Consider the following 13,777-nt stretch of genomic DNA (forward strand, 5'->3'; position numbering starts at 1 on the left):
GCCTGCGTTCAGTCGCGTCCGCGGTAGTTGGCCAGCAGCACGGCGATCGCATCCACGTCGGTGCTGGCATCCGGTGCATCGGCGGGGCGGTCGTAGTTGTTGAGCATGATCGCGAACGCCAGGTGTTCGCCCGACGCGCTGGTGACATAACCGGCCAGGCAGGACACGTAGCTCATGCTGCCGGTCTTCGCGTGCACATTGTTTTCGGCGGCGGTGCGGCGCATCCGGCCGATCAGGGTGCCGTCGACGCCAGCGATCGGCAGCGCCTCGCGCACCATCGCGGCATACGGTTGAGCCGCCAGGTAGACCAGGATGCGCACCAGCGCTTGCGGCGTGACCAGATCGCGCCGCGACAGCCCGGTGCCCTCGCCAAGCAGGCTGGCCGATGGCGGGATGCCGATCTCGCCCAGCAATTGCCCGAGTACCGCAATACCGCGGCTTTCGGTACTGCTGAACCCGGTGTCGACCGGGTCTTGCACATGCGCACCCACGTTCAGCAACAGGTTCTGCAGGTACAGGTTCTGCGAGCGCTTCAGACCGCGTTGCAGGATCTCCTGCAACGGTGGCGACAGCACTTCGCCGAGCAGGCCGGCTTGTGCGAGCAGGGCGCGATCATCCTGCGGCCAGTGCAGCACCCGCAGCTTGCCGGTGACTCGAATGCCGTGACGCTTCAATGCCTCGCGCAACTGCAAGCCCGCCAGTTGTGCCGGATCGGGCACGGCCAGCTTGAAGTGCTGTGCCGGGCCATCGGCTGCGATGTCGCCGAACGCATGCACGGTGTCCTGGCCCGGCGCGCGATACAGGTTGATGTCGTCGGGCGTGCCCGGCGCGGCGGTGAGCAGCTCGCCTGCCACGTCGGGGCGGGCGTCGCTCGGCTCGAACTGCAGCCGTGCCGGACGACCGGCCGCCGCGCCCGGGCTCACGGTGACCTGGACGATATTTTCCTGCACGCTGAGCGCCGAAGCCGGTACCGCGAACGAGCTCTGCAGGTCATCCGCCTCCCAGCCGCTGCCGTAGGCCGGGCCGGCGAAATAACTGTCGTCGGCAATCAGGTCGCCGCGCACCAGGGTCACGTTGCGTGCGGCCATCTGGCTGGCCAACTGGTCGGCCCAGTCGGCGCTGCCGGCCGTGCCGAGCGTGGGGTCGCCGGTACCGTAAAGAACCAGATCACCATGAAGCCGGCCGTGCGCGATACGCCCACTGGCCAGCAACCGGGTCGGCATCCGGTACTCCGGGCCCAGCGTGGAGAGACTCAGCGCCGCGGTGAACAGCTTCGCGGTGGATGCCGGCTGCAGCAACTGGTCGGCCCGATGGGCGAACAAGGTGTGCCCGCTGTCGAGCGAGACCACCGCAATGCCCCAGCTGGCCCCGGAAAAACGCGGTTGATCGATCAGCGCATCGATCCGCGCCGCCAGCGCGGCCTGGTTGCCGGCGGCCGGCGGCTCCGCAGCGGTCGCCAGCATCGTTGCGGCGAGCAGCCAGGCGGCCATCGGCAGGCGGAGGGACAGGTGGTGCAGGCAGCATCGTGACAGTTGAATCATGCCCCCAGTATCGCCAATCCGGTCGGCGCCTGCAGGGGGTTCGGCGTTGTTCTGGTAACCTTGTCAGCTCGTGTCGGCACCTGGCCGGCGGATTTGAACCTATTCGCGAGACGTTTATGCAGATTGCCCAGAACTCCGTTGCTGCCTTCCATTACACGCTGACCGACGACCAGAACCAGGTCATCGACAGTTCCGAAGGTCGCGATCCGCTGACCTACCTGCACGGCAGCGGCCAGATCGTGCCGGGGCTGGAAAAGCAGATGGAAGGCCGTTCGGTCGGCGACAAGTTCACCGCCGACGTGGCACCCGAAGAGGGCTACGGCGTGCACCACGCCGAGCTGATGCAGGAAGTGCCGCGGGAAGCTTTCCAGGGCGTCGAGGACATCCAGCCCGGCATGCAGTTCCAGGGGCGTGGCCCGCAGGGTGAGATCAACGTCACCGTGACCAGGGTCGAGGACGACAAGGTGTTCATCGACGGCAACCACCCGCTGGCCGGCAAGACCCTGCATTTCGCCATCGAAGTGACCGACGTGCGCGAGGCGAGTGCGGAAGAGCTGGAACACGGCCACGTGCACGGTGCCGGTGGCCATCAGCACTGATCGCCCTGCGATCTGACGCGGCGCGTTGAAACAGACGGCCCGGCGATGTCGAATCGCCGGGCCGTCGTCGTTGGTGGACGGCTCAATACCAGTCGAGCAGCGAGACACCCAGCCCCACGTAGGTGGCGTTGTGGTTGTAGTCGATCAGGCTTTCGCCATAGCCCTTGAACACGTCGGCGTAGCCGCGAAGGTTGCCCGCGATCGGGAAGCTCCAGCTGAACCTGGCGGCGCCATGCTGGCGTCTGCCGCCGCGCAGCGAGTCGCGCAGCAACAGGCCGAACTCCTGGCCATGCCATTCGTGCACGATCTCCACCTCGCCGCGTCCCATGTAGTTGCTGATGTCGGGATTGTCGTCGGTGCTCTTCGACTCGGGAATGCGCCACCAGGGGCGAACCATCACGGTCCAGCCGTCGCGCTCGAAGCCGACATTCGCGATGACCCGGTTCCAGCCACGCGACAGCGGGTTGCCGCGGCCATTGGATTGATGATCTACCCCGATGCCCAGCAACCGGCCCTCCCAGCCGAACAGCCCATAGTGGGTGTCGAACACCAGCATCGCTTCGGGCTCGTAGTCGGTCTCGCGGAACGGACGCGACAGCCGGGTGTTGTAGATCTGCCAGCGCGAGGACTGGGTATAGCCCACCCACACGTCGCCGTCATCACCGAAAACACCCTGCCATACCTTGGTTTTCAGGCTGAGCTGGAATTTGGCTTCGATGTTGTCCAGCTGTTCGCCCTGAGCCACGGTATTGTCGGGGTTGGGGCTGTGCGGCTGCTCGTTCTGGTTGCTGGTGGCGAAGGCCGGCAGCACGTAGACCGGCTTGTACCCGCGAATGTTGAAGGTGCCCAGCTTGCTTTCCGGGGTCAGCTCCCAGCGACTGTCGAGCAACGACAGCGGTTTGGCCACGGCGTCGTTGCCGGTCGCGGCCACCGCCGCTGCGCTGCTGGTGTCGCGGTTGAAGATGCCCGGAGCGCTGATCTCCCGATCGGCCCGTTTCTGTGCGACCGGCAGGTTCACCCGGCCGGTCACCTGGTCGTAACAGGCCAGCCGTTGCGCATCGCTCTCGATCGCGGTGCAGCCCCGGATATCGGTCGGGTCCGGGTTCTGCGCGTGCAGCGGACTGGCAACGATGCCTGCGGACAGCACCGCCAAGACGGCAGCAGTCAATCGCTTCATGAATAGGGTTCCAGACGGGGCGGCGCGCCAGTCTAGCGGCTCGGCTTCAAGCTACCGTGACTGGCACATGAAGGCGCCGGCCGCGGGGGCGGCCGGCGCAAGGGGCGGGGCGGATTACTTGTTCGACAACCAGTGCTCGTATTCGCTCTTGCTGATGCGACCATCGCGATTGTGGTCGGCATACAGGAAATCGTTGGCGAGCAGCGGGTAGGCTGCGGCCTGATCCTCGGTGATGTATTTTCCGCCACCGGACAATTGTTTGAAATCCGGGGCCGGGCCGGCCTCCGGCGGCGGAGGCATGACCGAGTGCACAACCAGTTCGCCGGATGGCGTGTTCAGGGTGGCGGTGGCTGTCGGCGTAGCCGTGGCGGGAGCGGCTGCCGATGTTGCCGCTGCCGGTTCGGCGGGCGGTGACGTTGCAGGTGTGTCCTGTGCCAGCAGGCTGCCGGCGAACAGCAACGCGGAAGCGGTAACGACGGTCAACAATGGCTTGCGTGATTTCATGGTCAAGACTCCATGCCAGAATGCTTCGGTGAGGTTGTGCGGATATCCGCCATTCATCGGGCGAGGTACTTCCGTGCCGGTGGCCCAACTCGAGATTCAAGCTAGCAGGGACTTTGTAAATGCCGGCTCAATATCCTGCCCATCCGGCCGTGAAGAAGCGGTGTCGTTGGGCACCGCTTCAGCTGGTCGCCACATGCTGAGTGCTGGCCAGGCGCGGCTGCTGCAACTCGCTGCCCAGGGCCTGCTGCGGCCGTTGCGCCGACGCCCACGACGCAACGACGTGGTGGCCACGATCGAGCGGATGCGCCTGCTGCAGATCGATACCATCCACGTGGTGGCGCGCAGCCCCTATCTGGTGCTGCATGCGCGCCTTGGCGACTATCCGATGGCCTGGCTGGACGAGGCGCTCGCCCGGGGGCAACTGGCCGAATGCTGGGCCCACGAGGCGTGCTTTGTCAGTGCCGCGGATTTTGCATGGCACCGGGGCGGGCAGGACCAGCGCATGCACCATTGGGCGCAGCGGCACGCGGCCCGGATGCATCGCGAGCAGCGTACCGACATGGATGCACTGCTTGCCGGCATTCGCGCCTCCGGTCCGGTGCGCGCGGCCGACTTTGCCAGCAAGGAAGCCGCGGGCAAGCCGGGCTGGTGGGCATGGAAACCGGAGAAGCGCTGGCTGGAGGCGTGGTTCGCCCTGGGCGAGCTGATGGTGGCGCGGCGCGAGAATTTCCAGCGTGTGTACGACCTGGCCGAACATGTGCTCGCCGCGCTGGACCCGCCACTGGATCCGGCCATCGCCACGCGTTCCGCCGCGGACCAGCGGCAACGCTTCATACTCGACAGCGTGCGCGCGCTGGGCGTGACCCCGGCCGGCTGGATCGCCGACTATTTCCGGCTGAGGCCGAAGGTGACCCAGCGGGAGCTGGCGCCGTTGCTGGCCAGCGGCGAGCTGCTGGCGGTTGAAGTGCAGGGATGGACCAGCCCTGGCTATGTGCACCGCGACCACGCCGGCTTGCTGGACAAGGCCTTGCACGGTCGCCTGCGTGCTACCCACACCGCGCTGCTGTCGCCGTTCGATCCGCTGGTATGGGATCGCGCGCGGGTACGGGCGATGTTCGATTTCGACTACACGCTCGAGTGCTATACGCCGGCCGCAAAGCGACGTTACGGCTACTACGTGCTGCCGATCCTGCATCGCGGCCGGCTGGTCGGCCGGCTGGATGCCAAGGCCCATCGCGGCGACGGGGTGTTCGAGATCAAGGCCCTTTTTCTGGAGCCGGGGGTGAGCGCCGGACCGCTGCTGGTGAAGGCCCTGGCCGCGACGATTGCCGACACGGCGCGTTGGCATGGCACTCCGGAAGTCCGGTTGGGCCGGACCCAGCCAGCCGGACTGGCCCGCTCGCTGCGCGCCGCACTCGACAGCGCCGCCTGAGTGGCGGCGGCGCGTGCGCTCAAGGGGTACTGGCGGCCGGGGCCGGGTTCTCCGCACACGATTTGCCATGCAGGGCCTGGCGCAGCTGGGTGGCCAGCGAGTTGCACCGCGCTCCCAGTTGCGGGCGAATGTCCGGGTTCCGCGAATCGCGCAGCAGGCTGGTACGCATGGCCTGGTAGCGGTATTGCAGTTGGTCCGGCGCATAAATGGCGGCTGCGCGGTGGCAGGCCAGATAGCTGGACAGGTAGTCGTCGCAGGCGGGGATGCCGGTGCGATCGGGCAGGTTCGCCTCGGTGGCGGTTCGGCTGCCGGAGGCCACGCTGTGCTGGCGGTGCACTGTGCCGGTTTCCGTTGTCGTTACCGTCGCCGATGAGGTCGATACCTTCGTCGACCGGGCAGCGGGGTGCTCGGCGCAACCAGTCAGCAGCAGGCCGGCAATCGTGGTGGCCAGGGCCAGACGGGACAGGGTGATCATTATCGCTCTCCTCAACGGGGCGACCTTGCCGACTGAACCTGGACGATTCGCCGACAGTGGGTCAGGTAATTACCCCTACTAGACAGGGTGGGAGGTAAAGGAAATCTGAATTTGTCGCTCGCCGGACAAATATAGAGCCGAATCGGACTCATTCCGTTCCACCCCGGACTCCCGCTATGATCCGCGCCACTGTGTTTGCCGGGGTCAGCAGAGTCTGTGGCCCGATGCAGCCGATCCGCGATCTGCCACATCGTTTACCTCCAGGGTTGTTTCCTTGCATACCAGTTAAGTCGCCCGGCAGCACCTGTGCCTGGCGAACCCATAAACCTTGTGGAGTGATTGTTCATGTCTGATCGCCAGATCGGTACCGTCAAGTGGTTCAACGATGCCAAGGGCTTCGGTTTCATTGCCCGTGACAATGGTCCGGACGTTTTCGTGCATTTCCGCGCCATTACCGGCGGTGGCTTCAAGAGTCTGCAGGAAGGCCAGCAGGTCTCCTTCAAGGTGGTACAGGGCCAGAAGGGTCTGCAGGCCGATGAAGTGACTCCGGCCTGATCGTGTATTCGTGTCAGGGAAGCCGGGCAGCGATGCCCGGTTTTTTCATGCCCGGATAATGGTCATGACAGGCTGCTTGACAAATCACTTTATGCGCGAAATCCGTTATGCTTGGCCCACTGTGTCTGCTTGGCCACACGCGTGCCCGGCGCGAATTTCCTGAATCCGCCGATGCACCGGACCTTGTCACGCCCAGTAAGCCGTCGGCCCGTTGGGCCGGTTTGTCTCAGAGTCTGGAATGGATCGGAGTGAGTCATGTCGGATCGTGAAGTGGGTACAGTCAAGTGGTTCAATGACGCGAAGGGTTTCGGCTTTATCAGTCGTGAGAGCGGCCCCGACGTATTTGTGCATTTTCGCGCCATCACGGGTTCGGGCTTCAAGAGCCTGCAGGAAGGCCAGAAAGTGAGCTTCAAGGTTGTCGATGGCCAGAAAGGCCTGCAGGCCGAGGACGTCACCCCTGTTTGATCTGCAATTGACGGGATCAGCAAGGGCCGGCGCATGCCGGCCCTTTTTTGTGGTGGTCACGCCAATTCGCTAGCCTGTCGGGATGGCCGACCCCTTGTCTGAAAATGCATCCGACCCGATGCCCGCGACAGCGACCACGGTGAAGGAGCCGCTGGTGATCCCGGTATCCGCTACCGACGGCTGCCGCTTCGACCTGCTCGGGAGCGAGCCGGCCGCGGAATGGCGCCAGTTGATCTACTGGATTCCAGCCATGGGCATACCGGCGAAGCACTATCTGGCGCTGGCCGATGCACTGGCCGTGCACGGCGTGGCGATGATCGTGCATGAATGGCGCGGCATCGGCTCCAGCGATGTTCGCGCCGGCCGCGGCTGCAACTGGGGCTATCGCGAGTTGCTGCAGGATGACCTGGCCGCCGGCCTGGCGGTGGCGCGCGGGCGCTGGCCGCAGGCCAACTGCTGGATCGGCGGGCACAGCCTGGGCGGGCAACTGGGTGCACTGTTCGCCAGCCTGCATCCGGATGCGTTCGCCGGCCTGTTGCTGGTGGCCAGCGGGTCGCCCTATTGGCGCCGCTTCCGGCATGGCTGGCTGATCGGTCTGGCTTACACGCTGGCGCCGCTGCTGGCTGACCTGCTCGGTTATCTGCCGGGACGCCGGATCGGCTTTGGCGGAAACGAGGCGCGCGGCGTGATTCGTGACTGGGCGCGTAGCGGGCGCACCGGACGCTATGCGGTGGACGGGATGGCTGAGGATTTCGAACGACAACTGGCGGCCCTGCAGTTGCCGGTGCTGGCGCTGCGCCTGCGCGATGACTGGTTCGGGCCCGCCGCCTCGCTGGACTGGCTGCTGGACAAGCTGGTCCGCGCCGACCGCACGGTCGAGCTCATCACGCCGGCGGACCTGGGCGAGCAGCCGGCCGATCACTTCGGCTGGATGAAGAGTCCCGCACCGATCGCGGCGCATATCGCCCGCTGGCTCGAGGCGCGGAACGCAGTGTTCGTCGCGCCGCCCGGCGCGGTCGCTTGATTCCGGCGGAGTTCGCCTGCATCTCGGTGGCTCATTCGCGCTGGAATCCCCTGATGAATCTTTTCGAACCGTTGACCCAACGCAGCCTCACCTTGCGCAATCGTCTGGTGGTCTCGCCGATGTGCGAATACTCCGCTGTCGAGGGCGTGCCGAACGACTGGCACCTGGTGCATCTGGGCAGCCGCGCGGTGGGCGGTGCCGGTGCGGTGATCGCGGAGGCCACGGCGGTATCGGCACAGGCTCGCATCTCGCCGCAGGATACCGGGCTGTGGAATCAGATCCAGCTGGATGCGTGGCAGCCGATCACCCGTTTCATCAAGGCCCAGGGCGCGATCGCCGGCGTGCAGCTGGCCCATGCCGGGCGCAAGGCGAGCACGCGGCGTCCATGGGAAGGACACGGTCCGGTGCCCGCCGGCGAGGGCGACTGGCTGACCGTGGCGCCCTCGGCGTTGCCGTTCGACAGCGGCTGGCACACGCCGCAGGCGCTGGACGTCGCCGGCATCGAGGCCGTTGTCGCGGACTTTCGTGCTGCCGCCCAGCGCGCCCTGACCGCGGGATTCGAACTGATCGAGCTGCACGCGGCGCATGGCTATCTGCTGCACCAGTTCCTGTCGCCGCTGAGCAACCGGCGAAGCGACGAATACGGCGGCAGCTTCGACAATCGCACGCGCATCGTGCGTGAGATCGTCAGCGCCGTCCGCCAGGTCTGGCCGGCCGAACTGCCCCTGTGGCTGCGCATTTCGGCCACCGACTGGGCGCCGGCCGACGGCCCGCGTGGCTGGGATATCGAGCAGAGCGTGCAACTGGCGCAGCAGCTCGAGCCGCTCGGCGTGGATCTGATCGACGTCTCCAGCGGCGGCTTGCTGCCCCACGTGCAGATTCCGCTGGGGCCCGGGTATCAGGTGCCGTTTGCGGCGCGGATCCGGCGCGAGGCCGGGATCGCGACCGGCGCGGTCGGCCTGATCACCGAGCCCGCGCAGGCCGCCGCGATCGTCGCCAACGACGAGGCCGACGTGGTGCTGATCGCCCGCGAAAGCCTGCGCGACCCGTACTTTCCCAGACGCGCCGCGCAGCTTCTGGGTGCGAAGATCGATGCACCGGTGCAGTATCAGCGGGCATGGCAATAGAGCGCGCGGTGGAGAAGACGATGGAAGCAGAACCGTTCCTGATCGAAGGCAAGCTGCATGACCTGGGTGACGGCTTCACCGTGCGCCGGATGCTGCCGGTGTTGCAGGCACGTCATGTCGGGCCGTTCGTGTTCTTCGATCACATGGGGCCGGCGGTGTTTGCCGCCGGCAACGGCATGGACGTGCGGCCGCATCCGCACATCGGCCTGGCCACGGTGACCTGGCTGTTCGACGGCGCGATCCGCCATCGCGACAGCCTGGGTAGCCTGGCCGACATCCGTCCGGGCGAGGTGAACTGGATGACCGCCGGGCGCGGCATCGTGCATTCGGAGCGCACGCCGCCGGAGCCCCGTCGCGACGGGCAGACCCTGCACGGCGTGCAGATCTGGGTGGCCTTGCCGCAGGGCGATGCCGAGATCGCGCCGGAGTTCCACCATCATGAGCGCGCGGCCTTGCCGCAGATCCGCCTGCCCGGCGTCGAGGCCGTGCTGGTGGCCGGCAGCGCCTATGGCGAGCAGTCGCCGGTGAAGGTGTTCGCGCCGATGTTCCTGCTGGAAGTGAGCCTGGCCGCCGGCGCCGAACTCGCCGTGCCCGAAGAACACCGGGAACGCGGCATCTTCGTGACCGACGGCGCGGTGCAATGGGGCGAACTCGACGTCGCGGCGACGCAGATGGCGGTGCAGGCCGGGCCGTCGGCTCCGGCGCTGCGGGCCGGCGCGCCGACCCGGCTGATGCTGTTCGGCGGCGCGCCGCTGGATGGCGAACGACACCTGTGGTGGAACTTCGTGGCCAGCACGCGCGAGCGGATCGAGCGGGCCAAGGCCGATTGGCAGGCGCAGGCGTTCGGCACGGTGCCGGGCGACGAGGACGAGTTCATCCCGTTGCCGCTGGTCTGAGCGACGCACGGCCGTCCCGGCGTGGCAGAATCAGCTGCATTCCTGACGGAGTACGACATGTCCGGTTTCAGCAGTTTCAGCGAGTTCTACCCCTTCTATCTGGGCGAACACCGCAACCGCACCTGTCGTCGCCTGCACTTCGTCGGCAGCAGCCTGGTGCTCGGGGTGGTGTTGCTTGCGCTGTGGAGTGGCGAGTGGCGCTGGCTTTGGCTGGCGCCGGTGGCCGGCTACGGCTTTGCCTGGATCGGCCACTACGGCTTCGAAAAGAACCGGCCCGCCACGTTCAGGCACCCGCTGTACAGCCTGCTCGGCGACTGGGTGATGTATGGGCAGATGCTGAGCGGCAAGATCCGCTTCTAGCCCGTGCCGTCGCCGCGGCGGGGACCTCAGCGGTATTGCTGGTGGCAGCTCTTGCAGGCGTCGTCGATCGGCTTGATCGCCGTGGCCAGCGCCGCACAGCTCGTCGGCGCGGGTTGCAGCGCCTGTTGCAGGCGGGTCTGCAGTTCGGTGGCCTTGCCGGTGAAGTCTTTTTCGGCGATGCCGAACACCGGCACGATATCGGTGGCGGTGGATTGCAGCCGCTCCAGATGGTGCCGGACCTGCGCGGCGTCGCACTGCTTCGCCTTCAGCGCATGAGCGAGTTCACCCATGTGGTAGCCCATCGTGTGCATCACCGCCTTGGGCATCGGATGGCGCGCGTCCAGCGCGCTCATCACGTTGACCGTACCCAGGATGCCGATCACCAGTCCCAGCAGAATCATCAGGGCAACACGCATCGGTTCGGTTCCATCGGTGACGAAGAAGGGCGCAAGGATAGCCTGCACGGGTGCGTCGCATCCATGCAGGCGCGATAAAATGACATTCCTCACCATCGGGCAGACCCGTGATACTTCAAGACAGACCAGCGCCGTCACCGGCGGCAGCGCATGAATGACGCGAGCTTTCCGGCCGAGCGCTTCGCCGGCGTCGAGCGGCTCTATGGCTCCGGCAGCGTGGCCACGCTGGCGCAGGCGCATGTCTGCGTGATCGGCGTCGGCGGCGTCGGCTCGTGGGCCGCCGAGGCGCTGGCACGCAGCGGCGTGGGCCGGCTCACCCTGATCGACGCCGACGAGGTCTGCGTGTCCAACACCAACCGCCAGCTGCACGCGCTGGACGGCGAGTTCGGCAAGCCCAAGGTCGGCGTGATGGCCGCACGCGCGCATGCGATCAATCCGACCATACGGCTGGAGGCGATCGAGCGTTTCCTCACCCCGTCCACGCTGGATGAGCTGCTCGATCGCGGCTACGACGTGGTGCTCGATGCCTGCGACGCGTTCCGGGTGAAGCTGGAGACGATCGCCTGGTGCCGTCGGCGCAAGCTGCCGATCGTCAGCGTGGGTTCGGCCGGCGGGCGCACCGATTCGACCCAGATCCGCGTGCGCGACCTGTCGCGCACCGAGCACGACGCGATGTTCAGCCTGATCCGCAAGAAGCTCCGCACCGACTTCAATTTCCCGCGCAACCCGGATCGCTACTTCGGTGTTTCAGCCGTCTATTCGCTGCAGAACGTGCAGTACCCGCAACCGGACGGCACGGTGTGCGGCACCCGTCCACCCGGTGGCGATGCGCTGAACCTGGCCTGCGGCGGCGGGCTGGGCGCGGCCACCCACGTCACCGGCGCGTTTGCCTTTGCCGCGGTGGGCAAGGTGCTGGAGAAGCTGCTCGCTGCCCCCTCCACCCAACGGGGAGAGGGCTGAGGCGAGCAGCAGGTGCTCGCGCGAAGGAGCCCGATCGAAGCGGCGCTGTCGTGCACGACACGAGGGAGCGACTACTTGCCCAAGCCGTTTCCCAGGAAGGAGAGGGCGACGGGTTGCAGTCCCCTGGCGCTCAGTCGTGCGGCGTATCTTCGGCAGACTTGTCGGATGGGGAGGCGTCAGGTTTGTGCTTGATCACCTGCAATGGTCCGACCGACGTGATGCCGATCGAATTGTTGAGGAACTTCACGTCGTACGGATTATCGCTCAGACGGAATTGCCGGTAGGCGATCGTGCCCTGCAGGTGGTCTTCCTGAAACACCGTGGCGTTCACGGACTGCTGGGCCCCGATAAGCATGTTCATGCTCGGTCGCCCCCCGGCAAGCTGGGTACCCCTGACATTCTGGTTGACGACGAGGGCGGCAGTCCCGCCGCGACCCGTGCCACCGGGAGCTCCTATGCTCAGCGGGCCCGTGACACCGCCAACGTGCGAGCCGGTCATCGCCGCACGCGTCTGCGCCCAGCGCACTTCGGCCTTGTGCAGGGCGGTGGCATCGCCGTAGGTGGGTTGCAACTGGCCAAACAATGCATCGGCCTTGCTGAACTCGGCGTCGTCGAGCAAGCTGACAAACAGGTCGCGCACCGCGACGTAGTGCTCGGTGTCGCGCTCCGCGGCCAGCACCATCCACGCCGTGCCGAGGGGGCGATCCACGGGAACGCCCTGTCCACGAAAATACATCACGCCCAGGTTGTACTCGGCCGGCTTGTAGGCCCAGGATGCCGCGATGGTGTACATGTCGATCGCGTAGTCATACTGTTTTTTTCTGAAGGCCGCGGCGGCAATCCTGAAGTAATACTCGCCCGGTCTGGCGTCGGCTTCCGGTGTGTTGTCGTGCCCGAATGACTGTGAGCCGAAGTCGGGGTCCGAGTCATAAGAGGCCGCGGTGGGATGGCCCGGCGACGGCATGGAGGAAGTACCCCGGTAAATCTGGCCGATGGCCGCAAGGGGGAATGCCAACAGCAGGCAGGCGATGGCCGGCAGCCCGCGCTGCAGGTGAACCCGTGGAAAGTCGTGCATTTTCATGACTGATTCCTCCGTATGGCCTGGGTTGGTCCCGCCTCGACTCGCACTTCCCCTTCATTCCGAAAATTCGCCCGTCATTTCGCGGCGCAAAGCCCGATCCATGGCTGGAATCGGCTTCGCGATGAAAATCATGCACCAATGCGCATGCAATGTACACCACTCTTCGTAGTTAGTGATCTGGAGTCACCGGACTTCCCGTTGCGGGCATCGACGTTCCAGCCGAAGTGGTGCGATGGCGTGCTCCGGACTCACGGGTCGCGGCGCTTCCGGGATGGTTGGCGGGTGACCGTCGGGTCGTGCCGCTTCGGCTCGGCGGGTGAGAAGTGAGTGTGGAGGAGTGAGAAAAGAGAGTAGCTGTGCCGTTTCTCTCGACTCTCCCTCCTCTTCACTCACTCCTGTTTTGTCACCAGCCCATGTAGTGCCCGCCGTTGATGGCCAGGTTCGCGCCGGTGATCCAGCTGGCCTGGTCGCCGGTGAAGAACGCCACGGCGTGGGCGATCTCATCCGGCCGGCCGAGGCGGCCGAGCGGGATCTGCGCCACGATCTTCTCGCGCACTTCCTCGGGCACGGCCATCACCATGTCGGTGCCCACGTAGCCGGGCGAGACGGTGTTGACGGTGATGCCGAACTTCGCGTTCTCCTGCGCCAGCGAGATGGTGAAGCCATGCATGCCGGCCTTGGCCGCGGCGTAGTTGGCCTGGCCGTACTGGCCCTTCTGGCCGTTGATCGAGCTGATCTGCACGATGCGGCCCCACTTGCGTGCGCGCATGCCCTCGATCACCGGGCGGGTGACGTTGAAGCAGGCGTTCAAGTTGGTGTTCACCACATCCGTCCACTGCTGGTAGTCCATCTTGTGGAAGGTGGAGTCGCGGGTGATGCCTGCGTTGTTGACCAGGATGTCGACCGGCCCGCACTTGGCCTCGATCGCCCGCACCATCGCCGCGCTGGCGTCCGGGCTGCAGACGTCGCCCTCGACCATGCACACCTCGATGCCTTCTTCGGCCATGGCCTTGCGCCAGGCCTCGGCCTTGTTCGCGTCGCGGTAGTTGGTGGCCACGCGGTGTCCCTGACCGGCCAGATAGCGGACGATCGCCGTGCCGATGCCGCCGGTACCGCCCGTGACCAATGCCGTGCGCTGAGTCATGTTGCCGATCTCCTGTGAGGT

Annotated in this window: 16 protein-coding genes; 9 read left to right on the forward strand and 7 right to left on the reverse strand. The window is 66.1% G+C overall.

What is annotated here, in order from left to right; translation table 11 throughout:
* Positions 1-8 precede the first annotated feature (8 nt).
* Entirely contained in the window at positions 9-1,541 is a 1,533-nt protein-coding gene (dacB, locus tag ACFPPA_RS05105) for a D-alanyl-D-alanine carboxypeptidase/D-alanyl-D-alanine endopeptidase (RefSeq protein WP_377317894.1), read from the reverse strand.
* A 116-nt stretch (positions 1,542-1,657) separates the two neighbouring features.
* Here dacB and ACFPPA_RS05110 point away from each other — a divergent pair, with 116 nt between their 5' ends.
* Positions 1,658-2,140, forward strand: a complete 483-nt coding sequence (locus tag ACFPPA_RS05110; protein ID WP_377317896.1) for an FKBP-type peptidyl-prolyl cis-trans isomerase — start codon at positions 1,658-1,660, stop codon at positions 2,138-2,140.
* 82 nt (positions 2,141-2,222) lie between these two features.
* On the opposite strand, the gene ACFPPA_RS05115 is transcribed toward ACFPPA_RS05110, so the two are convergent.
* Both ACFPPA_RS05115 and ACFPPA_RS05120 read right to left on the reverse strand, forming a co-directional pair.
* Entirely contained in the window at positions 2,223-3,317 is a 1,095-nt protein-coding gene (locus ACFPPA_RS05115) for a phospholipase A (RefSeq protein WP_377317898.1), read from the reverse strand.
* 114 nt (positions 3,318-3,431) lie between these two features.
* A complete protein-coding gene (locus ACFPPA_RS05120; RefSeq protein ID WP_377317900.1) occupies positions 3,432-3,821 on the reverse strand; it encodes a hypothetical protein in 390 nt (129 codons plus the stop codon).
* Between the two features lie 193 nt (positions 3,822-4,014).
* On the opposite strand from ACFPPA_RS05120, the gene ACFPPA_RS05125 reads away from it, so the two are divergent.
* Positions 4,015-5,253 (forward strand): winged helix-turn-helix domain-containing protein, encoded by a 1,239-nt coding sequence (locus ACFPPA_RS05125; RefSeq protein ID WP_377317902.1) that lies wholly within the window; start codon positions 4,015-4,017, stop codon positions 5,251-5,253.
* Between the two features lie 19 nt (positions 5,254-5,272).
* Here ACFPPA_RS05125 and ACFPPA_RS05130 read toward each other — a convergent pair whose 3' ends face one another.
* Complete coding sequence (locus ACFPPA_RS05130; protein ID WP_377317904.1) at positions 5,273-5,728, reverse strand: hypothetical protein; 456 nt, start codon at positions 5,726-5,728, stop codon at positions 5,273-5,275.
* A 345-nt stretch (positions 5,729-6,073) separates the two neighbouring features.
* Here ACFPPA_RS05130 and ACFPPA_RS05135 point away from each other — a divergent pair, with 345 nt between their 5' ends.
* From ACFPPA_RS05135 to ACFPPA_RS05160, 6 genes are all read left to right on the forward strand, one after another.
* Entirely contained in the window at positions 6,074-6,283 is a 210-nt protein-coding gene (locus ACFPPA_RS05135; RefSeq protein ID WP_189439646.1) for a cold-shock protein, read from the forward strand.
* A 255-nt stretch (positions 6,284-6,538) separates the two neighbouring features.
* Positions 6,539-6,748, forward strand: a complete 210-nt coding sequence (locus ACFPPA_RS05140; RefSeq protein ID WP_377317906.1) for a cold-shock protein — start codon at positions 6,539-6,541, stop codon at positions 6,746-6,748.
* A gap of 118 nt (positions 6,749-6,866) precedes the next feature.
* Positions 6,867-7,772 carry an alpha/beta hydrolase family protein gene (locus tag ACFPPA_RS05145; RefSeq protein WP_377317908.1) on the forward strand — a complete coding sequence of 302 codons (906 nt, stop codon included), beginning with the start codon at positions 6,867-6,869 and terminating at the stop codon, positions 7,770-7,772.
* A 53-nt stretch (positions 7,773-7,825) separates the two neighbouring features.
* A complete protein-coding gene (locus ACFPPA_RS05150) occupies positions 7,826-8,899 on the forward strand; it encodes an NADH:flavin oxidoreductase/NADH oxidase (RefSeq protein ID WP_377317910.1) in 1,074 nt (357 codons plus the stop codon).
* Positions 8,900-8,919: 20 nt separating this feature from the next.
* Positions 8,920-9,795 (forward strand): pirin family protein, encoded by an 876-nt coding sequence (locus ACFPPA_RS05155; RefSeq protein ID WP_377317912.1) that lies wholly within the window; start codon positions 8,920-8,922, stop codon positions 9,793-9,795.
* Positions 9,796-9,852: 57 nt separating this feature from the next.
* Entirely contained in the window at positions 9,853-10,155 is a 303-nt protein-coding gene (locus tag ACFPPA_RS05160) for an Mpo1-like protein (protein ID WP_377317914.1), read from the forward strand.
* Between the two features lie 26 nt (positions 10,156-10,181).
* Here the strand turns inward: ACFPPA_RS05160 and ACFPPA_RS05165 are convergent, their stop codons facing one another.
* Complete coding sequence (locus ACFPPA_RS05165) at positions 10,182-10,571, reverse strand: cytochrome C (RefSeq protein WP_377317916.1); 390 nt, start codon at positions 10,569-10,571, stop codon at positions 10,182-10,184.
* A 150-nt stretch (positions 10,572-10,721) separates the two neighbouring features.
* Here ACFPPA_RS05165 and ACFPPA_RS05170 point away from each other — a divergent pair, with 150 nt between their 5' ends.
* Complete coding sequence (locus ACFPPA_RS05170) at positions 10,722-11,531, forward strand: tRNA threonylcarbamoyladenosine dehydratase (protein WP_377317918.1); 810 nt, start codon at positions 10,722-10,724, stop codon at positions 11,529-11,531.
* Between the two features lie 130 nt (positions 11,532-11,661).
* On the opposite strand, the gene ACFPPA_RS05175 is transcribed toward ACFPPA_RS05170, so the two are convergent.
* Both ACFPPA_RS05175 and phbB read right to left on the reverse strand, forming a co-directional pair.
* Entirely contained in the window at positions 11,662-12,612 is a 951-nt protein-coding gene (locus ACFPPA_RS05175) for an SEL1-like repeat protein (RefSeq protein ID WP_377317920.1), read from the reverse strand.
* A 403-nt stretch (positions 12,613-13,015) separates the two neighbouring features.
* The gene (gene phbB / locus ACFPPA_RS05180; RefSeq protein ID WP_377317922.1) at positions 13,016-13,756 is read right to left on the reverse strand and encodes an acetoacetyl-CoA reductase; all 741 of its coding nucleotides are present in this window, start codon (positions 13,754-13,756) and stop codon (positions 13,016-13,018) included.
* Between the last annotated feature and the right edge of the window lie 21 nt (positions 13,757-13,777).

Origin of the sequence: Rhodanobacter ginsengisoli (assembly GCF_042657065.1) — a bacterium.
Taxonomy (GTDB): domain Bacteria; phylum Pseudomonadota; class Gammaproteobacteria; order Xanthomonadales; family Rhodanobacteraceae; genus Rhodanobacter; species Rhodanobacter ginsengisoli.